Source organism: Rhodococcus sp. 06-1460-1B (assembly GCF_002258475.1).
GTDB classification, from domain to species: domain Bacteria; phylum Actinomycetota; class Actinomycetes; order Mycobacteriales; family Mycobacteriaceae; genus Rhodococcoides; species Rhodococcoides fascians.
This window is the reverse complement of record NZ_NOYS01000030.1, coordinates 151,886-172,630: the sequence shown is the minus strand read 5'-3', so window position 1 is coordinate 172,630 and position 20,745 is coordinate 151,886. Positions and strand designations below refer to the sequence as shown.

Here is a 20,745-nt window from a genome sequence, read left to right as displayed (position 1 = left end):
ATCGGAGAGACTGTTCGGCGTGAGCAGACGATCTGAACCCGCCTCGGGAACGTTGTTGTTGCTCGGCGGCCGAAGCGAGATCGGTCTCGAGGTCGCCACTCGGCTGGCACCGGGACGAACCGTCGTACTGGCCGCTCGGCGCAGTTCCGACCTGGCGACGCAAAGGTCACGTGTGCTGCAGGCAGGCGCGACGACCGTCGATGCGGTCGAGTTCGACGCGAACGCCATGGACACCCACGAGGAAATCCTGCGCTCCGTCGTGGAACGGCACGGGCCCATCGGAATCGTGGTGTTGGCGTTCGGGATTCTGGGGGATCAGACGCGCGCCGAGGACGACGCCGGGCATGCGCTGGAGGTGATCACGACCGACTTCCTGGCCCAGGTTTCCGTCCTCACCCACGCCGCGAAGGTACTGCGGGCGCAGAAGAGCGGCGATCTGGTGGTCTTCTCGTCCGTCGCGGGTGTCCGGGTCAGGCGGGCCAACTACGTCTACGGCTCGGCCAAAGCGGGTCTGGACGGCTTCGCCAGCGGACTGAGCGATTCCCTGCACGACAGCGGCGTTCATCTGTTGCTCGCGCGCCCAGGGTTCGTCATCGGTTCGATGACCGAGGGCATGGACCCGGCACCGATGTCCAGCACACCCGATCAGGTGGCCGCCGCGGTGGTGGCTGCGCTGCGCAGCCGGAAGTCGACGGTGTGGATCCCCGGCACTCTTCGGCCGGTGTTCTTCGCGATGAGACTGCTTCCGCAATGGCTGTGGCGCAGGATGCCGCGCTGATGGCGGAGCCCAACCCTCACCCCATCGCAGTGGTGGGAATCGGCGCGGACGGTTGGAACGGACTGTCGGCTGTCGCACGTGTCGTGGTCGAGCAGGCAGATGTCGTCTTCGGGTCGGCGAGGCAGCTCGCCGGCGTGGGGGACAGGTGCGCCGACGCTCGGGCGTGGCCCAGTCCGTTGCTGCCGAGCCTGCGGCCGATGATCGACTCCTGTGACGGCCGGACCGTGTGTGTGCTGGCCAGTGGCGACCCGATGTTTCACGGTATCGGTGTGAGCCTGGCTCGCGAATTCGGCGCCGAACGTCTGAGGGTGTATCCCGCACCGTCGTCGGTTTCGCTTGCCTGTGCGCGTCTGGGCTGGTCGCTCGCGCACACCACGACGGTGTCGCTGGTGAACAGCCCGGTCGAGACCGTCCTCCCGGAACTCGGCCACGGTCGTCGACTTCTCGTACTGAGCCGAGGCAGCTCGACACCGGGTGACGTGTGTGCGCTCCTGCGTGACAACGGTTTCGGTGCCAGCACGGTGAGTGTGCTCGAACAACTCGGCGGCCCGGCCGAACGAGTCACCCGGGGGACGGCATCGGACTCGACGTTCGCCGACGCCGACCCGCTGAACGTCGTCGCGCTCGAATGCGTTCGAGATCGCAGCGCCATCAGACTTACTCGCGTTCCGGGCCTGCCCGATTCGCAGTACACCGGCGACGGTCAGATGACCAAGCACGAAGTGCGCGCACTGACGCTGTGTGCGTTGGCACCCGAACCCGGCGAGGTCCTATGGGATGTCGGCGGGGGCTCGGGGACGATCGCCATCGAATGGATGCGCACCGATCCATCCTGTCGTGCAGTGACATTCGAGTCGTCCGGGGATCGTCGACACCAGATCACGACCAACGCACAACGGCTGGGGGTGCCCGGGTTGGCCGTGCTCGGCACTGCGCCCGGAGCTTTCGACGAGGTCCCCGGCAGTGCAGGCGTTCCGGACGCGGTGTTCGTCGGCGGCGGGGCGACCGAGCCGGGCATGATCGAGCGGTGCTGGGCGGCCGTGCGTCCGGGTGGTCGATTGGTCGCCAATTCGGTGACCGCAGAATCGGATTCATTGCTGCTCTCGGCAGCTGCACGATACGGCGGCAGGCTGCGCCGGTTCCAGATCTACCGGGGTGAGCCGTTGGGCTCCTTCACCACCTGGCGACCACAACTGCCGGTCACCCAGTGGTGCGTGACGAAACCCTGGGGTGCGCCCGACGGGGCGGATGCGGACGAGCAGTGAAGGTCCTACTCCTGGGCGGCACGTCCGAATCCAGGCAACTCGCGGCCGCCGTGGCCGGCGTGCCCGGGATCGAGTTGATCACCTCGCTCGCCGGGCGCGTCGCCGAGCCGGCGCCGGTGTCGGGCCATACCAGGATCGGCGGTTTCGGCGGTGCCGACGCATTGGCACAGTGGATTCGAGACAACGCCGTCGATGCACTCGTCGACGCGACGCATCCTTTTGCCGCCACCATCACCGCGCATGCCGACTACGCTGCTCGGACAACCGGTGTCGCTCATCTCGTGCTGACCCGGCCGCCGTGGATCGCGTCGACGGACGACCAGTGGACCACCGTGGCATCCCTCCCCGAGGCGGCCGCATCGATAGAACCGGGTAGTCGGGTGTTCCTCACCATCGGCAGGCAAGGCGTTCACCATTTCGCCGGAGTCGCCGATGCGTGGTTCCTGATTCGTTCGATAGATCCACCGACCGGTGCCGTTCCCCCTCGCGCCACCCTCGAGCTCGGCCGCGGGCCGTTCGACCTCGCGCACGAGTCGGCAATGCTCGCCGACAACCGGATAGACGTGCTGGTCACCAAGAACAGCGGCGGCACGATGACCCGCGCCAAGCTCGACGCGGCGCGATCGGCATCGATTCCCGTTCTGATGATCTCGCGACCCACCGTCGACATCTCGGCATCGACGGTCGACGAGGTCGATGCCGCCGCTCGGTGGTTGATCGAACGCCTACGCGTCACTCCCTGACGGGTAGCGCCGCGACGTGAACACTTTCGGACCGCTTCCGGTCTCCACCACCATCGTCATCGAGGAGCCGATGATGAGCAGGCACCGCATGTCGATCGACTCGGGATCGAGTTCCCCGAGGGTCACGGTGCGCACCGATTCCTGCGCACTGCCTACCGCCCGCCCGATCACCACCGGCGTCTCCGATGAACGATGTTCGAGCAGAACATCTTTCATGGCTGCGACCTGCCAGGTGCGAGTCTTCGACGCCGGGTTGTAGATCGCGATCGCCATGTCGGCTTCGGCCACTGCCGAGAGCCGTCGGGCCACCACGTCCCAGGGCTTGAGGCGATCGGAGAGGGAGATGACGGCGTAGTCGTGTCCGAGCGGCGCGCCGACGCGGCTGGCAACAGCATTGGCTGCCGTCATTCCCGGGACCACGCGTACCGGTACCGAATTCCACTGCTGTTCTGCTGCAACCTCGATGACCGCTGTCGCCATCGCGAACACACCCGGATCACCCGAGGACACCACAGCGACGCGGCGACCCTGTTTGGCGAGGTCGAGGGCGAATGCCGCGCGCTCGGATTCGACCTTGTTGTCGCTCGCATGCCGAATCTGGCCTGGCCGCTGCGGAACTCGATCGATGTAGGTGATGTATCCGACCAGATCGGTTGCTGCCGCGAGTTCGGCTCGCACTTCGTCCGTCGTCCACACGTCGTCGCCCGGACCGAGACCGACGACGACCACTTCGCCGGTGCTGGTGGGCATGTCGGTTCGATTCGACGGACTCGGCACGACGATCATCGAGAAGTACGGCACGTTGTCCGCGTCGGCGGCATCGAGGACGCGTTGCTCGGCTGTACTGGCCCGCTCGACGTACCGCGCTTCGTCGAGCCTGCCGGATCGTTCCAGTGCATCGAGCACGGTCGGATAGGTTCGACCGAGTTTCATGATGACCGCGGCGTCGGTGCCGCGGAGTCGGCGAGTGAGCTCGTTCACCGGCAAGGTGCCGGGGAGGACGGTGAAAACCTCGTCGCGCTCCACCAGTGGAGTCGCCAGTGCGGCCGATGCAGCACTCACCGAGGTCACGCCGGGAACCACCTCGACCTCGAACCGGTGTGCCAGGCGTTTGTGCATGTGCATGTACGAGCTGTAGAACAGTGGATCGCCCTCGGCCAGAAGCACAACCGATCGGCCGGCGTCGAGATGAGCGGCGAGCCGTGCGGCAGCGGACTCGTAGAACTCGTCGATGGCCCCCTGATACCCACCGGGATGAGCCGTCGCCTCCGTGGTCACCGGATACACCAGGTGTTCCTCGATCTGCCCGTCGCGCATGTAACCGGCCGCGAGGGCGCGCGAGATGCTGCGACCGTGCCGAGCACTGTGGAAGGCGACGACGTCGGCCTCGCCGATCACGCGAGCGGCCTTGACGGTCAACAACTCCGGGTCGCCCGGGCCGACGCCCACTCCCCACAACTTTCCGCTGGAGCTCATTCTTGTTCGCTCGCAATGGCATTGACCGCGGCGACGGTGATGGGGCTGCCACCGCGTCTGCCTCGAACGACCAGATATTCCACGCCGAGGTCGGCGGCGATCAGATCTTCCTTGGACTCCGCCGCGCCGATGAATCCGACCGGGCCGCCGACGATGGCTGCCGGCTTCGGAGCTCCGGCCGCGAGCATTTCCATGAGGTGGAACAGGGCGGTCGGCGCGTTTCCGATCGCGACGACGGCACCGCCCAGCTTGTCACCCCACAACTCCAGCGCGGCAGCGGTTCTCGTGGTGCCCATACTCCGAGCCAAATCCGGCACCCGAGGATCGGACAGGGTGCACAGCACCTCGTTGTCGGCCGGCAGACGGCGACGAGTGATACCGGCGGCAACCATGTTGGCGTCGCACAACACGGGTGCCCCTGCGCGCAGGGCAGTTCGGGCGGACTCCACCACGTCGGGCGTGAAGCCGATCGTCTCGGTCAGGTCGATCTCACCGACAGCGTGAATCATGCGCACGACGACCTGGGCGACGTCCGGGGTGAACCGAGACAGATCCGCTTCGGCACGGATGGTTGCGAAAGACTGGCGGTAGATCTCCGCGCCGTCACGGATGTAGTCGTGCATGCGTGTCACGATAGGGGAGAGGGACCCCTCAGCCGGAAGCCGGTCTCCAGGCGCTCAGGACACCTGGTAGCCGATTCCCGTGGCAATGACGTCAGTCACCTCGCCTTTGGGGCGGCCGCATCGACGCTCGCAACCGGACCAATGCTGCCGCTCGTCCCGAGGAGTCATCCGCGCGTCGACCGCGGCCGCGAGGTCGGCTCGGACGTCGGCGAGGGACTTCTCGCAGCCGGGCGATCCGGTGCAGGCACTGACTCGGATCCACGGTGACGCGGCGTCGAAGATCAGGCCCATGGGTGCGAGAACTCGAACGACCTGTTCGGCCGGTTCCTCGTCCAGATCACCCACGATCAGCGATCGCCACGGCGTCACGATCAGCGGACGATCGACGGCCGCGAGGAATTCGGCCAACCGCGCGCCGAGGACGCCGTTGGCCAGACCTGCGCCGAGCGCAACGTGGCCATCGTCCTGATCGAGCCAGCCGACAGGTGGCACCTCGACCGGCGCAGGCATGGCCAGTACCGGTCCGGCCTCCAACCCGAGCACGTCGACGATGCGCGCGGCACCGCCGTCCAGTTCCGCCAGTCGCCATTCCTTGTGGCGCAACCGGACGAAGGCATCCGCGCAGTCGAGCAGAGTCGAGACCACGTGCTCGCGGTCGACGCGTACACCGCTGTCGCGTCCTGCCAACAGCACTGCGAACGACCCGTCGGCCTGGGCGTACACCCCGAAGTCGGGTTCGAGTCCGCACAGATCCCCGCGGCCGTCGTCCAGGGCGAACAACGTTCGGCCGGGCAGTTCGGCGAGCTCGGGGCGAGCACACACGGCAGCGTCGAGCTCGCCGACGAGACTGCGGACGTCGGTGAGTCCGCCGACCCGGCCCGACAGCGGCGAGGCGAGGATGTTGCGCACGCGCTCGTGCGTCGGAGACGGCAGCAACCCGGCCGCGGCCAATCTGTTCGCGAGCTCGTCCGGGTCCGAGACCGCACGAACCTGAATGTTGCCCCTCGACGTGAGTTCGAGCGAGCCGTCACCGAGCTCGGCAGCGGCCTCGGCCAGGACCTGCATCTGCTCCGGCAGCACGAGGCCGCCCGGGAGCCGGATTCTGGCCAACGGACCGTCCGCCGCGCGGTGCGTCGACAGAGCTCCGGGGCAGCCGTCGGGCACGGACCTACTGGGCGAACTCATGTTCACCAGGCTACAAGTGCGACGGGTGGCCCGATCTCGTCCCGGCACCGGTAGCATTCGATGTTCACGGCTCCGGCCGAGAGGAAACCGGTGAAATCCCGGTACGGTCGCGCCACCGTGACCGCCCTGTAGTTCGTCGAGAGCAGCTCGTCGGGAATGGTTCATGGGACTTGTTCTCGAGGATCGTGCCTTCGGGACGGGGCGGGAGTCGGACCCTCTCACCGACGAGCTCGGACGATTCACCGATCCAGGGGCGCGAAACCCCGAGGAGGGCGTTACCCGTGTTTCTGTTGCTGTCCACATCGGACACCGATCTGCTCAGTGCCCGCGCCAGTGGGGCCGATTTCACGTGGGGCAACCCGTCCCGCCTGCTGGCGGAAGACATCCCGTCGATGGCCGAATCGGCCGAGCTGATCATCGTCCGCATTCTCGGATCGCGTCGCTCGTGGGAGTCGGGAATCGAGGCCGTCCTGGCCACCGGTTTGCCCGTGGTCGTGCTGGGCGGCGAACAGGCCCCGGATGCGGATCTGATGGAGATCTCCACGGTGCCCGCCAACGTCGCCGCCCAAGCGCACAACTATCTGGCCGAGGGCGGCTCGGGCAATCTGCGGCAGCTGTACAACTTTCTGTCCGACACAGTGCTGCTCACCGGTCACGGTTTCGACGCACCTCGACACCTGCCGACGTGGGGCCACCTCGAGCGGAACTCCGCCCAGCACTCCGACGGCCCGACCGTGGCGATTCTGTACTACCGCGCTCAGCATCTCGCCGGAAATACCACCTACATCGGTGCCCTCGCCGCCGCAGTCGAGAACGCCGGGGCGAACGCACTGCCGATCTACTGTGCGTCACTGCGCACGGCGGAAGCCGACTTGCTGGAGACGCTGAAGTCGGCGGATGCCTTGATCGTGACCGTGCTGGCTGCAGGCGGCACCAAACCCGCCGGTGCTTCGGCCGGCGGCGACGACGAAGCCTGGGATGTCGCCGAGCTCGCCGCCCTCGACGTTCCGATCCTGCAGGGTCTGTGCCTGACGAGTTCCCGCGCGACGTGGTCCGAGAACGACGACGGACTCTCGCCCCTCGACGTGGCCACGCAGGTCGCTGTCCCGGAATTCGACGGCCGCCTCATCACGGTTCCGTTCTCGTTCAAGGAGATCGACGACGACGGCCTGACCACCTACGTTCCGGACCACGAGCGAGCAGCACGCGTTGCCGGCATCGCCGTCCGCCATGCGCGGCTCCGACACATCCCGGCCGCCGACCGCCGAATCGCCCTGATGTTCTCGGCGTATCCCACCAAACATGCCCGCATCGGCAATGCCGTCGGCCTCGACACTCCCGCCAGCGCGATCGCGTTGATGTCGGACATGCGTGAGGCCGGCTACGACCTCGGACCGCTCGAGGGCCCGGATTCGGTGCCCGGTCTGGCGGCCCGAGACGGCGACGCACTGATCCACGCCTTGATCGCCCGTGGCGGTCAGGACCCCAACTGGCTCACCGACGCCCAGCTCGAGGGCAATCCCATTCGCATTTCGGCGGCCCGGTATCGAACCTGGTTCGAGCAGCTTCCCGACGACCTTCGCGAGGGTGTGATCGAACATTGGGGACCGGCACCGGGTGATCTCTACGTCGATCGTTCCGCTGATCCCGACGGTGAGATCGTCATCGCAGCAATGCAATTCGGCAATGTGGTCATCATGGTTCAGCCGCCGCGCGGATTCGGTGAGAAGCCGGTTGCGATCTACCACGACCCGGATCTGCCGCCGAGCCATCACTATTTGGCCGCCTACCGGTGGATCTCTGCAGCCCGCGAGGACGGCGGCTTCGGGGCCGACGCGATGGTTCATCTCGGTAAGCACGGAAACCTGGAATGGCTCCCCGGCAAGACCCTCGGCATGTCCGCCTCCTGCGGCACCGACGCTGCACTGGGCGACTTGCCGCTGATCTATCCCTTCCTGGTCAACGATCCGGGGGAGGGCACACAGGCCAAGCGGCGAGCCCACGCCACTCTCGTCGATCACCTCATCCCGCCGATGGCGCGAGCGGAGAGCTACGGAGACATCTCTCGGCTCGAACAGCTGCTGGACGAACACGCGAACATCTCGGCTCTCGATCCGGCCAAGCTACCGGCCATTCGCCAGCAGATCTGGACACTGATGACCGCGGCACAGATGCACAAGGACCTCGGACTCGACGAGCGTCCCGACGAGGAAGTGTTCGACGACATGCTGCTGCACGTCGACGGATGGCTGTGCGAGATCAAGGACGTGCAGATCCGCGACGGGCTGCACATCCTGGGCCAGGAGCCCGTCGGCGATGCCGAGGTCGAGTTGGTGCTGGCGATGCTGCGCGCTCGGCAGATGTGGGGCGGCGAGCAGACGGTGCCCGGTCTACGCGAAGCTCTCGGGCTCAGCGAGGACGGCGACGAGGAACGCACGCGCGTCGACAGCATCGAGGCCGTCGCGCACGGACTGGTCGCGGCAATGCAAGCGACGCAGTGGAATCCGGCCGAGGCCGAGCGGGTTGCGGGCGAACACGGTGACGTGGTCGCAGAGATTCTGAGGTTCGCCGCCGCCGAGGTGGTACCGCGTCTACGCGGAACTTCCCGCGAGATCGAGCAGGTGTTGCACGCTCTCGACGGCGGGTTCATCGCGGCGGGTCCGAGCGGTTCACCGCTGCGCGGCCTGATCAACGTGCTTCCTACCGGCCGCAATTTCTACTCGGTCGACCCGAAGGCCGTGCCGTCGAAACTGGCGTGGGAGACCGGTCAGGCGATGGCAGAATCCCTGCTCGCTCGCTACCGCCAGGATCACGGCGAGTGGCCGAAGTCGGTCGGTCTCTCGGTGTGGGGCACCTCGGCCATGCGGACTTCGGGCGACGACATCGCCGAGGTGTTCGCTCTGCTCGGAGTCTCCCCGGTGTGGGACGAGGCCTCGCGCCGGGTGACGCGCCTCGAGGTGATCGACCTCGACGAGCTCGACCGCCCTCGCATCGATGTGACGGTACGGATCAGTGGATTCTTCCGTGACGCGTTCCCGCACGTGCTCGCCCTTCTCGACGACGCGGTTCGGATGGTGGCTGCGTTGGACGAGCCTGCGGATCGGAACTACGTCCGTGCACACGCGCAGGCCGATCTGGCCGAACACGGTGACGAACGACGTTCTACGACACGCATTTTCGGGTCGAAGCCAGGAACGTACGGTGCCGGGTTGCTTCAGCTGATCGACAGCAAGACGTGGCGCAGCGACGACGACCTCGCTCAGGTGTACACCACCTGGGGCGGCTTCGCCTACGGCCGCGGACTCGACGGAGTACCCGCGTCGGACGACATGCGCACTGCGTACAAGCGTATTGCCGTGGCCGCCAAGAACACCGATACACGTGAGCACGACATCGCCGATTCCGACGACTACTTCCAGTACCACGGCGGCATGGTCGCGACCGTGCGCGCGCTGACCGGAAAGTCGCCCGAGGCATACATCGGTGACAGCACGCGGCCGGAATCGGTTCGCACGCGCACACTCTCGGAAGAAACCGCCCGCGTCTTCCGCGCTCGGGTCGTCAACCCTCGGTGGCTCGAAGCCATGCGCAGGCACGGCTACAAGGGTGCGTTCGAGATGGCGGCGACCGTGGACTACCTGTTCGGTTACGACGCCACCACCGATGTGGTGCAGGACTGGATGTACGAGAAGTTGGCCGAGACCTATGTGCTCGACGAGCAGAACCAGAAGTTCATGCAACAGTCCAATCCCTGGGCACTGCACGGTATTGCCGAACGACTGCTCGAGGCCGCGGAGCGCAAGATGTGGGCCGAGCCGGACAAGCAGGTTCTCGACGGCTTGCGCCAGGTGTACCTGGAAACCGAAGGTGAGCTCGAGGGGGAGTAGCGACGTACCCTTCTCGGTATGACTGCCACCTTCGAGGACATTGCCAAGGGCAAGTACGTACTGCTGACGACGTTCAAGAAGGACGGCACCGCCGTACCGACCCCGCTCTGGGGTGCGCTCGACGGTGATCGTCTGCTCGTGTGGACGGTGTCGGATTCGTGGAAGGTCAAGCGCATTCGCCGTAACTCGAAGGTTCTGCTCGCACCGTGCGACATGCGCGGCAAACCCCAGGGCGACGCAGTCGACGCGACAGCCGAGATCCTCGATGCAGCCGGCACCGAGAAAGCGCGCGCGGCGATAGTGTCGAAGTACGGCATCCTGGGCTGGCTCACCGTGAAGGGCAGCGTTCTTCGAAGGGGCAAGAGCGGCTCGGTCGGGCTCGCGATCACTCCCGCGTAACCGGTCTGCACGACGACACCATCGTTGGTATGCGCAGTTCCGAATGCTTCGTGAGGCGGCTTCCCCTGCTGCCGGAACGGAGCACCACGTGCCTATTGCAGTGAACGATTACAACCATGTCCGACTCACCGTCAGCGACATCGACCGATCCCGATCGTTCTACGACTCGGTGTTCGGCTTCGAGGTCGCCTACGCCTGGGATCCCGACGCGGACGAGGAGACCAAGAAAGCCCTGTGGTTCCTCTTCGGCGGCGTGATCTACAAGTTCGGCGGGGGTTTGCTCGGTCTGCGCCCGGTCGCGCCGAGCGACGACACCTTCGCCGAAGATCGTTGTGGGCTGGACCACCTCAGCTTCACCGTCGATACCCGTGCCGCGCTCGAGGATGCAGTCAAGACGCTCGATGAGCTCGGCATCGCGCACGAGGGCATCAAGGACGCAGGGCCCGGACTGTCCATCGTGGAGTTCCGCGACCCCGACAACATCGCTCTCGAGTTGTCCGGACCCGACAAGTAACGGTCGGACGCAGGGCCTGCGGGAACGACCCCGCAGACCCTATTGCGCGGCGCTGACCGAGGACATGTGAAAGTCCGGAATGCGCAGCGGCGGCATTGCCGTGCGAGTGAACCAGTCCTTCCACTCGCGCGGCAGTGTCGCCTCGGTCCGTCCGGCCTCGGTGACACGTCGCAACAGATCCAGAGGACTCTCGTTGAACCGGAAGTTGTTGACGGCTCCGATGATCCGGCCGTCCTCGATGGCGTAGACACCGTCGCGGGTGAGACCCGTGAGCAGCAACGAGGTCGGATCGACCTCTCGGATGTACCACAGTGTCGTCAGTAACAGCCCGCGCTCGGTCGACGCGACCATCGCGTCGATCCCGGTGTCGCTGCCGCCGGTGAGGATCAGATTCTCCCCGGGGACGGCAACGGGTACCTCGAACTTCCGGGCTCCGGCGCGTGTATAGGCCAGTGCTGCGATCGCGCCGTCCCGGATCCAATCGACCCGGTCGATGCCGAGACCGTTGTCGAACACCGACACCGCATCACTGGAGGAGCCCGCCGCGACGAACGGCGCGTACCCGAGACCGGGCTCGCGAGGGTCGGAGTGCAGCGTCAGCGGCAGCTCGGTGAGCTTCTCGCCGACTCGGGTGCCACCGGCCCGCGAGAGTGCGGTGCGACCCTCCTGGGCCCCGCGCCCCTCCATGGTCCACATCAGGTAGATCATCAGATCGGCCACGGCGGAGGGCGGCAACACCGTGTCGTACCGACCGGCGGGACGCTCCACGGTGTTCTGCGCCCAGCCCAGCCTGGTGGACAATTCGTCGAGCATCGATGCCACCGACACGTCGCGGAAATCGGCTGTACCTTTCCCCACCCAGGCACTCGCCCCGGACCGCTTTCCGTTGATCTCGATCGACCCGGTCGGCTGTGTGAACGTGCGTCGCACACCGGTCGAGGTTCCGAGCCACACGTTGTCGACGCGATGCTCGGCGAATCCGTACAACGTGTCTCGGCCGTCGAATCCGACGTTCAGTTCCGTTGCCAGCGAACCGAACACGTCGATCGACGTGTCCTGCGCGTGTCGATCCCAGCCGTCCGGCTCGGAATCGGGGGTCAGCAGCGGCATCGCGTCGTCCGCAGGCTCGGCGGCGCGGGCCGCTGCTTCACTGGCACGCACGACGTCCGCGATCTCGCTCGGATCGACACTGGTGGACGACACCGAACCCACCCGCGCCACGTCCCCGTTCCGGACGATGGACACCACCACCCACTGCCTCGAAGTGGAGACGCCGTTCGTGGTCATCGAATTGCCCGCCCACCGAAGCGTCGCGTCGCTGGAGTCGGTGACGAGGACGACGGTGTCGTCGACGCTCGCACACGCCAACGCACGTTCGATCACCTGCTGCGGCTCGATCATCGACCTGCCTCCGATCGGGTGTTGAGGACGTTGACCCCGCGGAACAGTGCGACCGGGCAACCGTGACTGACCGCGGCGACCTGACCGGGTTGGGCCTTGCCGCAGTTGAATGCCCCACCGAGTTTCCAGGTGGAGCGACCTCCGAGCAGTTCCATCGAACCCCAGAAATCCGTCGTCGTCGCCTGATAGGCGACGTCGCGCACCTGGCCGTCGAGCACACCGTTTCGAATCCGGTAGAAGCGTTGTCCGGTGAACTGGAAGTTGTACCGCTGCATATCGATCGACCACGATTTGTCGCCGACCACGTATATACCGTCCTCGACCGCGGCGATGACCTCCTCGGTCGACCGGTCGGTGTCGGGATCGGGCTGCAACGACACGTTCGCCATGCGTTGGATCGGAACGTGATGTGCGGAGTCGGCGTAGGAGCATCCGTTGGACCGTTCCAGTCCGAGCCTCGGGGCGAAGACCCGATCGAGTTGGTAGCCGACGAGTGTTCCGTCGCGAACCAGATCCCACTTCTGCGCGGCCACGCCGTCGTCGTCGTAGCCGATACTGGCGAGACCGTTCACCTCGGTCCGGTCTGCGGTGACGTGCATGATGGGTGAGCCGTAACGCAAGGTTCCGAGCTGATCGGGTGTGGCGAAGGACGTCCCGGCGTAGGCGGCCTCGTACCCGATCGCTCGGTCGTATTCCGTTGCGTGTCCGATGGATTCGTGGATGGTGAGCCACAGGTTGGTGGGATCGATGACGAGATCCGTCGGACCTGCCACCACCGACGGGGCCTTGACCTTCTCGGCCAGCCACTCCGGGATGCGCGCGAGTTCGTCCGCCCAGTCCCACGTGCTGTGTTCACCGAGGTATTCCCAGCCACGTCCGACGGGCGGTGCCAATGTCCGCATCGAATCGAACGCACCGGCCGCTCGGTCCACGGCAGTGGCCTCGAACTGCGGGTGTAGTCGTACCCGTTGCTGAGTGATCGAGCTGCCCGCCGAATCGGCATAGAACGACTGTTCCTTGACCTGCAGCACCGACGCCGTGACGTGGTCGACGCCGTCGGAGGCGGACAACCTGGCCGAGTACTCGGCCAGCAGCGCCACTTTGTCGGTGGTGGGAACGTCGAACGGGTCGATCTCGTACTGCGAGACCCAGACCGCGTCCGAGTACACCGGTTCGGGCGCGAGTTCGACCCGTTCGCGGTTGAGCACGCGTAACGCCGTCGCCACCTCGGCCGCACGCCGCGCCGTGGTGGCAGCCGCGTCGGTACTCAGCTCGGCGTGAGAGGCGAAACCCCAGGTGCCGTCGACGACCACCCGCACCGCCAACCCGATTTCCCCGGCGTCGACGGCGGATTGCACCGAGCCGTCGCGCAGTGAAATCGACTGGGTCGTCAGCCGCTGCACCCGGAAGTCCGCATGCGAGGCTCCGGCCGTGCGCGCCGCGCTCAGGGCCGCGTCGGCCAGTTCTCGCAGGGGGAGGGCGAGGAAATCGGCGTCGACCGACCGGTCCGATGGTGTCGTCACGACTGTGACGCTAGCCGAATTGTTGCCAGCCGAGGCGTAGGACCATGCCGATCACGACGACGAGCAACACGATCCTGACGAAGCCTGCGCCCCTGGCGACCGCCGTCCTCGAACCGAGTACCGCACCGACGACATTGCAGGCGGCCATCGCAGCACCGAGTTGCCAGTACACACTGCCGGTGAATGCGAAGTAGGTCAGCGCACCGACATTGGAGCCGACGTTGATCACCTTTGCCATCGCGGCGCTGCGGACGAATTCGGTGCCCAGCATCGTCGCGAAGACGATGATGAGGAAGGTGCCCGTGCCGGGTCCGAGAATGCCGTCGTAGAACCCGATGCCCGCTGCGGCGAGGCCGATGACGATCAGAACTTTGCGATGTGTCGGGGGCGACGGTGCCGCGGTACGACCGATGGTCGGTCGGCAGGTCACCAGTACGGCAACGCCGACCAGCACGACCATGATGATCGGCACGAAGAGGTCGCGGTCGATCAACGACACCGCGGCAGCGCCCGCCGCCGAGGTCGTCGCCGCGATCGCGCCGGCAGGAACGAGCACCTTCCAGTCGAGCGAGACCTTGCGGGCGAACGTGACGACGGCGGCGACTGTTCCGAAGACTGCGGTCGCCTTGTTGGTCGCGAGGGCTGCCTGCTGTGTCAGTTGCGGTGCCACGAGCAAGATCGCCGGCAACAGAATGAGACCGCCTCCGCCGACCACGGCGTCGACCCATCCTGCTGCTGTCGCGGCGGCCATCAACAATCCCCAGTCCGCGACAGTCATACGGCAAACTCAATCACATGCGTCGATTCAGCCTGTGGCTCCGTGGCCAACCGTTCGTGGCCGACGCACTGCTCGCCGGTGGGCTTTTCGTCATCGAGATTCTCGTTTTCGTGAGTTCGGCCGACGGCCTGAACGGGCCGTTGTTTCTGGCCTTCTCGGTGGTCCTGACCGTTCCCGTCGCGTGGCGGCGTCGGTTCCCCAGGTCCGTGGCGGCCGTGGCGCTCGTGTCGACGTTCGTCGCCGACGTGTGGGGAGCCATGGTCGGGGATACCTCCAACGGCCATCCGGCCGCACTGGCGTTGCCGATCATGCTCTACACCCTGGTGGCCTACGTCGGCCGCGCACAGGGGGCCGTCTACGCCGCCGGTGTGGCCGCCTACTCGGTGTCGTCGTTGTTGCTCTTCCACCAGCCGTTGTTCACGACGCTGCTGTTCAGCGCTCTGCTGTACGCACTGTCGTGGGTCGCTGCCGAATTCCTCGGTGCCCGACGCGCATACGACGAGGCGATGGAGGCCCGACTGATCGTGGCCGAGTACGACCGGGATCGCCGCGCCGAGGAGGCCGTGCTCATGGAAAGAACACGCATCGCGCGCGAGCTGCACGATGTCGTCGCCCACGGAGTGAGCGTGATGGTGGTCCAGGCCGACGGGGCGTCGTATGCCATCCGGCGCAACCCCGAACGTGCCGAGCAGGCGGTGGCCAACATCTCGGCGACGGGCCGGCAGGCGCTGGCCGAACTGCGTAGAACGGTCGCACTGCTGCGGACGACCCCCGACGCGGACGACATGCCCGAGTACGGCACGGCCGGTCTGGCCCGCGTCGTGGAAATGATGAGTCGAGCGGGCCTGAACGTCGAGTTGGAACAGACGGGCAATCTCGACGACATCAGCCCGGCGATCAGTCTCGGCGTACACCGACTCGTCCAGGAATCGCTGACGAACGTTCTTCGGCACGCCGGCCATGCCCCGCGAGCCGTCGTGCGGGTCGCGCGCGAAGCAGACACCGTCACCGTCGAGATCTCCGACAACGGCACCGGCAGTGCGGCACCACCGACCGGTGGCGGAGGACACGGACTGGTGGGGATGCGGGAGCGAGTCGCGGTGTTGCAGGGCACGTTGCAGGTCGGTCGAACACCCCAGGGCTCCTGGCTCGTGCGGGCGAGACTGCCGATCGAGTAGGCGTTAGGTTGTGTCGGTGCCGATCACCGTTGTCGTCGTGGACGACCAGGAACTGATGCGAATGGGCCTGAACATGGTGCTCGAAGCCCAGGACGACATCGAGGTGATCGGTGAAGCGTCCGACGGCTCCGGTGCCATCGAAGCCGTGGCACGGCTGGCGCCCGCCGTGGTCTTGATGGACGTCCGCATGCCCGGGATCGACGGGGTCTCCGCCACTCGAGCGATCACCGAATCAGGATCGGACACCAGGGTTCTGGTCATGACGACGTTCGATCTCGACGAGCACGTACTCGGTGCGCTCAGGGCAGGAGCCAGTGGATTTCTGCTCAAGGACACACCGCCCGAGGATCTGGTATCCGCGATTCGGAGCGTGGCTGCGGGTGACGCCGTCGTATCACCGAAAGTCACGAAGAGGCTGTTGTCGCGGTTCGTCGAGCGCACCGAGCCGGCCGTCGACCCATCGGTACTGGACGGCCTGACCGGGCGTGAGCGAGAGGTCATGGCGCACCTGGCAACCGGGCTGTCCAATGCCGAGATCGCGACGGTGTTGCACCTGTCCGAGGCGACCATCAAGACCCACATCGGCCGAATACTGACCAAACTGGGAGTACGTGACCGAGTGCAAGCCGTCGTACTCGCCTACGAATCCGGCCTCGTCACACCTGGATCCTGAGAATCTCCCGGCAAACAGGACGCATCGGGAGAAAAACGTCTGTGCCGGACGTTGTACGGACCAAGCGAAGAAAGGACCGTCATGCTCGCTCTGTTCGTGCTCTACGTCGTGGTCGAGGTTGCAGCCCTGGTCGCGGTGGGCAGTGCACTCGGTGTGCTGTGGACCGTGGTGCTGCTCATCGCCGGATCGTTGGTCGGTTCGTTGCTGGTCCGTTCGCAAGGCCGGCGGGTACTGGACGGCTTGCGACGCGCATCGCAGGGTGAACGCTCGGCCGAGGGAGCCGTGGCCGACGGCGCACTCTTCGCTGCAGGGTCGGTGGCCATGTTCGTGCCCGGCCTGGTGACCACGGTGGTAGGTCTGTTGCTGTTGATCCCACCGACTCGCTGGCTGCTCCGGCCTGCCGTGCTGTGGGCGGCCGCGCGGTGGCTGCCCCGAGTCGCGGCGTCCACTCGGCGCATGCGCCCCACGGTCATCGACGGTGAGGTACTCGACGACCGTACGGCCGGCGAGAATCGCGGACCACGAACCACCGGACCGTCGCTCGTTCTCGAGGGTGAGGTGATCGACCCGGGCCGCGTCGATCCCGCTGCCGGGGATTTCCCCAAGCCCCACCGGTAGGGGCAGACTGGTCGCTCGTGACCACCGAATTGTTCTGCGGCGGACGGATCTACAGTCCTTCGGCTCCCGATGCCACCGCCATGGCCGTGACCGACGGAATCATCAGCTGGATCGGTGAGGATCGCACCGGAAGAGCCTTGCACCCCGGCGTTCCCATCACCGATCTGGCCGGTTCTTTCGTTGCTCCGGCGTTCGTGGACACGCACGTTCACGTGACCGACCTCGGACTGTCGCTGATCGGCCTGGACCTGAGCCGGTCCACGTCGATCGAAGAGTGCCTGCGCATGGTGCGAGAACACGCGGCATCCTCGGAAGACGAACTGCTCTGGGGTCACGGTTGGGACGAGTCGACCTGGTCCGAACAACGTCCTCCCACCACCGCCGAACTCGATGCGGCTGCTCCCGGACGAGCGGTGTACCTCACCCGAGTCGACTCGCACTCGGCCGCCGTATCCACCCGGTTGCGGTTCGCCGCGTCCGCTGCCGACGCCACCTCCGGCTACTCCGAACAGTCTCCACTGACCGCAGACGCGCACCATCGTGCTCGACAGACCGCTCGCTCGCTGCTCACCGCCGACACCCGACGCCGAGCAAGGGCTGCTGCGCTGGACGACGCCGCGGCGCACGGAATCGTCGCGGTCCACGAATGTGCAGGACCGGTGGTGTCGGGCATCGTCGATTTCCGCGAACTCATGAACACCGAGCACGGCGTCGAAGTACGCGGCTACTGGGGCGAGCTGGCAGATACCGCAGAACGCGCCCGCGAATTGCTCGAAGAGACCGGTGCCCACGGATTGGCAGGCGATATCTTCGTCGACGGATCCCTCGGGTCGCACACCGCATGGTTGAACTCGCCGTACGCCGATGGTCCCGGAACCGGGGTGTCGTACGCAGATGTCGACGCGATAGCTGCACACATCGCCGCCTGCACGACGGCCGGAATTCAGGCCGGCTTCCACGTCATCGGCGACGCCGCGGTGTCGGCCGCCGTCACGGCATTCGGCCGGGTGGTCGCCGATCTGGGCACGCCCGCCGTCGCGTCCTGCGGACACCGGCTCGAGCACGTGGCGATGGTGTCCGCGCAGCAAGCCGACCTGTTGGCGTCGTGGGGCGTCATCGCCAGCATGCAGCCGGCGTTCGACGCGGCGTGGGGCGGAGCCGACGGCCTCTACGCCGCGCGTCTGGGTGCCGAGCGCGCTGCCGAACTCCATCCGTTCGCACGCTTGGCGTCTGCGGGAGTCTCGCTGGCGTTCGGCTCCGATGCGCCGGTGACGTCCCTCGATCCGTGGGCGACGGTCCGCGCTGCGGCGAACCACCGCACTCCGGGGAGCTCGGTGTCGCCCCGTGCTGCGTTCTCGGCTGCGACGCGCGGTGCATGGCGGGCGGGGGGAGTGCGCGACGGTCTGGCCGGAACACTGGTGCCGGGCGCCCCCGCGTCCTTTGCGGTGTGGGACGTGGACGAGCTCGTCGTGCGAGCACCGAAGGACAGCGTTCAACGGTGGTCGACCGACCCCCGTGCGGGCGTGGCACCGCTGCCCAGCCTCGAGGCGTCGTCCGTCGGTCCCCGCTGCTCGATGACGGTGCACCGTGGACGGGTCGTTCATGAGCAGTGAGAACCCCTCGACCGCGCGACTGACCCGGCTGTACGGACCTGCGCTGTCGACCGTCCTGGCTGCCGTTGCCGGCGCGCTCGTCTTCGCCAGTTTTCCGCCGCGAACGCTCTGGTTTCTGGCACCCATCGGCATCGCAGTACTGGCACTGGTTCTGACGGGGTACGGCGGTCGGCGATCGGTGTCGCTGAAAGGCGGATTCGGATACGGCTACGTGGCCGGCCTCGCCTTCTTCGTTCCTCTGCTCCCGTGGATCGGCGTCTACGTCGGCCCGGTGCCGTGGCTCGCGCTGGCCGCAGCCGAATCGGTATTCCTCGGTCTGTTCGGTATGACGGCCGTGCTGGTTGCGCGGAGCGCGTGGTGGCCGCTGTCGATGGCACTGATGTGGAGCGCCGCCGAGTGGCTTCGGGCGAGCGTTCCTTTCGGAGGATTTCCGTGGGGCCGGCTGGCGTTCGGACAACCCGAGGGCTGGTTGCTTCCGTTGGCGATCATCGGAGGCGCACCGCTGCTCAGTTTCGGGGTCGCGCTCACCGGTACCGGACTGGCCGCGCTGGTGCTGACACTCACGCGTCGCGTCACCGCCCGATCGCTCGTCGGACCGGTCGTGACCACGGCGATCGCATCGGTCGCTGCGGTGTCGCTGATCCCGACTCTGCACACGAACGACACCGGGGACGGCGATCGCACGGCGACGATCGCTGCCATTCAGGGCAGTGTTCCTCGCCTGGGGCTGGACTTCAACGCGCAGCGACGCGCGGTACTGGACAACCATGTGCGCGAGACGATGGCGCTGGCCGCCGATGTCGACGCGGGCAGGCAACCCGCGCCGGATCTCGTCGTGTGGCCGGAGAACGCATCGGATATCGACCCGCTGCGCAACTCCGACGCTGCGACGCTCATCACGCAGGCGTCGGTTGCCGTCGGTGCGCCGATCCTCGTGGGCACCGTCCTGGTCAACGCGAACAACACGAACACCAATTCCGTCATCGCGTGGAACGGTGCCGACGGACCAGGGGAGCGGCACGACAAGAAGATCATTCAGCCCTTCGGTGAATACTTGCCGTACCGAAGTTTTTTTCGGCTGTTTTCGGAATACGCCGATCGAGCGGGCTATTTCGTTCCTGGAAATGGAAACGGTGTCGTACACGCTGCAGGAATAGCGGCCGGAATAGCCACGTGCTACGAAGTCGCATTTGATCGGGCCCTCGACGAGTCCGTTCGTTCGGGTGCGCAATTCATCGCGATCCCTACCAACAACGCCACGTTCGGCGATACCGAAATGACGTATCAACAGCTGGCGATGTCGCGGGTGCGAGCCGTCGAACACGGACGCACCGTCGTGGTTGCGGCGACGAGCGGCGTCAGTGCCGTAGTCGGACCCGAAGGGAACGTCCTGCAACAAACCCCGCTGTTCGAGCCGGATGTACTGGTATCGACGGTCGAACTGCGGAGCTCGCTCACACCCGCAACGCGCATCGGTTTCGGCGCGGAGCTGGCGCTGATTCTGGCCGCGGCAGTGGGGTTGATCGCGACGCTCGTCGACGTCCGACGTCGACGACTTCGTGAATGAAACAATCGTCAAGTTCGTTCGGGTCGGTATTCGGCGCATCGACGGTCCGAATCACTATCATTCGTTCGATGTAAAAACGGCGGTCGGGTGGCGCACACAAGCGATCTTGTAACAAGCTTCCCCGAACAATCGATGCCCACTAGGACTACCGCACAAAAGAACTTCGCCGATGTTGTATCTTTGTAAGCCGCTGGAGGTGTTGGAGGTCCAGGATGCGGCCGCCGTCGTACCCCCGAACGCCGCCTCGGTCACGATGTCAGGGGAGCGAACAATCGGCATCGATGCCGCGTCCGGATCGAGCGCCTGACAGGGAGGGGGAACCGTGTTCCTGAGTTCACGGACACCGTCGATCGGCTCTACTTCGCGTGAGGTTCCCGCGATGCAGCCCGCCCGGTGAAAACGGGGTTCTTCCCTGTTTCAATCCGACAAGCTCCAGGCGACGAATCCAAACAGCCCCACAACCGCCATCGAGTGTGTGTGGACCGATACGAACGCAGACCAGAACGGACGCCAGAATTGCTCAA

17 protein-coding genes are annotated in these 20,745 nt (G+C 66.1%); 11 read left to right on the top strand and 6 right to left on the bottom strand.

Annotation, left to right across the window (positions count from 1 at the left end):
* Window positions 1–19 precede the first annotated feature (19 nt).
* The 3 genes from CH268_RS16775 to CH268_RS16765 are packed head-to-tail and all read left to right on the top strand — an operon-like array spanning window position 20 to window position 2,786.
* Window positions 20–778, top strand: a complete 759-nt coding sequence (locus CH268_RS16775) for an SDR family NAD(P)-dependent oxidoreductase (protein WP_094665172.1) — start codon at window positions 20–22, stop codon at window positions 776–778.
* On the top strand, window positions 751–2,043 hold the full coding sequence (cbiE, locus tag CH268_RS16770; protein WP_255182420.1) for a precorrin-6y C5,15-methyltransferase (decarboxylating) subunit CbiE: 1,293 nt from the start codon (window positions 751–753) through the stop codon (window positions 2,041–2,043). Before CH268_RS16775 ends, cbiE begins: the two co-directional genes overlap by 28 nt.
* Window positions 2,040–2,786, top strand: a complete 747-nt coding sequence (locus CH268_RS16765) for a cobalt-precorrin-6A reductase (protein ID WP_094665170.1) — start codon at window positions 2,040–2,042, stop codon at window positions 2,784–2,786. Before cbiE ends, CH268_RS16765 begins: the two co-directional genes overlap by 4 nt.
* Here the strand turns inward: CH268_RS16765 and CH268_RS16760 are convergent.
* From CH268_RS16760 to cobG, 3 genes are read right to left on the bottom strand one after another with little or no spacing between them, the layout of a single operon-like run.
* The gene (locus CH268_RS16760; RefSeq protein ID WP_094665168.1) at window positions 2,769–4,262 is read right to left on the bottom strand and encodes a precorrin-2 C(20)-methyltransferase; all 1,494 of its coding nucleotides are present in this window, start codon (window positions 4,260–4,262) and stop codon (window positions 2,769–2,771) included. The genes CH268_RS16765 and CH268_RS16760 overlap by 18 nt on opposite strands.
* Entirely contained in the window at window positions 4,259–4,885 is a 627-nt protein-coding gene (locus CH268_RS16755) for a precorrin-8X methylmutase (protein WP_027497104.1), read from the bottom strand. The genes CH268_RS16760 and CH268_RS16755 overlap by 4 nt, the downstream gene beginning before the upstream one ends.
* Window positions 4,886–4,939: 54 nt before the next feature.
* Window positions 4,940–6,070 carry a precorrin-3B synthase gene (gene cobG / locus CH268_RS16750; protein WP_094665166.1) on the bottom strand — a complete coding sequence of 377 codons (1,131 nt, stop codon included), beginning with the start codon at window positions 6,068–6,070 and terminating at the stop codon, window positions 4,940–4,942.
* 281 nt (window positions 6,071–6,351) lie between these two features.
* Between cobG and cobN the strand changes: the two genes are divergently transcribed.
* The 3 genes from cobN to CH268_RS16735 all read left to right on the top strand — a co-directional run bounded on the left by cobN (window position 6,352) and on the right by CH268_RS16735 (window position 10,870).
* Window positions 6,352–9,957, top strand: a complete 3,606-nt coding sequence (gene cobN / locus CH268_RS16745) for a cobaltochelatase subunit CobN (protein ID WP_094665164.1) — start codon at window positions 6,352–6,354, stop codon at window positions 9,955–9,957.
* Window positions 9,958–9,975: 18 nt separating this feature from the next.
* A complete protein-coding gene (locus CH268_RS16740) occupies window positions 9,976–10,356 on the top strand; it encodes a PPOX class F420-dependent oxidoreductase (RefSeq protein WP_027497107.1) in 381 nt (126 codons plus the stop codon).
* A gap of 88 nt (window positions 10,357–10,444) precedes the next feature.
* Window positions 10,445–10,870 (top strand): VOC family protein, encoded by a 426-nt coding sequence (locus CH268_RS16735; RefSeq protein ID WP_094665358.1) that lies wholly within the window; start codon window positions 10,445–10,447, stop codon window positions 10,868–10,870.
* Between the two features lie 39 nt (window positions 10,871–10,909).
* Here CH268_RS16735 and CH268_RS16730 read toward each other — a convergent pair whose 3' ends face one another.
* Genes CH268_RS16730 through CH268_RS16720 form a run of 3 tightly spaced genes read right to left on the bottom strand, consistent with a single transcriptional unit; the run spans window position 10,910 to window position 14,572 of the window.
* Window positions 10,910–12,271 carry a metallopeptidase TldD-related protein gene (locus CH268_RS16730; protein ID WP_094665162.1) on the bottom strand — a complete coding sequence of 454 codons (1,362 nt, stop codon included), beginning with the start codon at window positions 12,269–12,271 and terminating at the stop codon, window positions 10,910–10,912.
* Window positions 12,268–13,794 carry a TldD/PmbA family protein gene (locus CH268_RS16725; protein WP_032382028.1) on the bottom strand — a complete coding sequence of 509 codons (1,527 nt, stop codon included), beginning with the start codon at window positions 13,792–13,794 and terminating at the stop codon, window positions 12,268–12,270. Before CH268_RS16725 ends, CH268_RS16730 begins: the two co-directional genes overlap by 4 nt.
* A gap of 10 nt (window positions 13,795–13,804) precedes the next feature.
* Window positions 13,805–14,572: a TSUP family transporter gene (locus tag CH268_RS16720; RefSeq protein WP_032370548.1), complete on the bottom strand. Its 768-nt coding sequence runs from the start codon at window positions 14,570–14,572 to the stop codon at window positions 13,805–13,807.
* Between the two features lie 17 nt (window positions 14,573–14,589).
* Between CH268_RS16720 and CH268_RS16715 the strand changes: the two genes are divergently transcribed.
* The 5 genes from CH268_RS16715 to lnt all read left to right on the top strand — a co-directional run bounded on the left by CH268_RS16715 (window position 14,590) and on the right by lnt (window position 20,221).
* Window positions 14,590–15,750, top strand: coding sequence for a sensor histidine kinase (locus CH268_RS16715; RefSeq protein ID WP_032372415.1), 1,161 nt, complete (start codon window positions 14,590–14,592; stop codon window positions 15,748–15,750).
* 16 nt (window positions 15,751–15,766) lie between these two features.
* Window positions 15,767–16,423 carry a response regulator gene (locus tag CH268_RS16710; protein WP_094665356.1) on the top strand — a complete coding sequence of 219 codons (657 nt, stop codon included), beginning with the start codon at window positions 15,767–15,769 and terminating at the stop codon, window positions 16,421–16,423.
* Between the two features lie 81 nt (window positions 16,424–16,504).
* Window positions 16,505–17,041: an FxsA family protein gene (locus CH268_RS16705; protein ID WP_057474729.1), complete on the top strand. Its 537-nt coding sequence runs from the start codon at window positions 16,505–16,507 to the stop codon at window positions 17,039–17,041.
* A 17-nt stretch (window positions 17,042–17,058) separates the two neighbouring features.
* The gene (locus CH268_RS16700; protein ID WP_094665160.1) at window positions 17,059–18,654 is read left to right on the top strand and encodes an amidohydrolase; all 1,596 of its coding nucleotides are present in this window, start codon (window positions 17,059–17,061) and stop codon (window positions 18,652–18,654) included.
* Entirely contained in the window at window positions 18,644–20,221 is a 1,578-nt protein-coding gene (gene lnt / locus CH268_RS16695; protein ID WP_094665354.1) for an apolipoprotein N-acyltransferase, read from the top strand. Before CH268_RS16700 ends, lnt begins: the two co-directional genes overlap by 11 nt.
* Window positions 20,222–20,745: the final 524 nt, after the last annotated feature.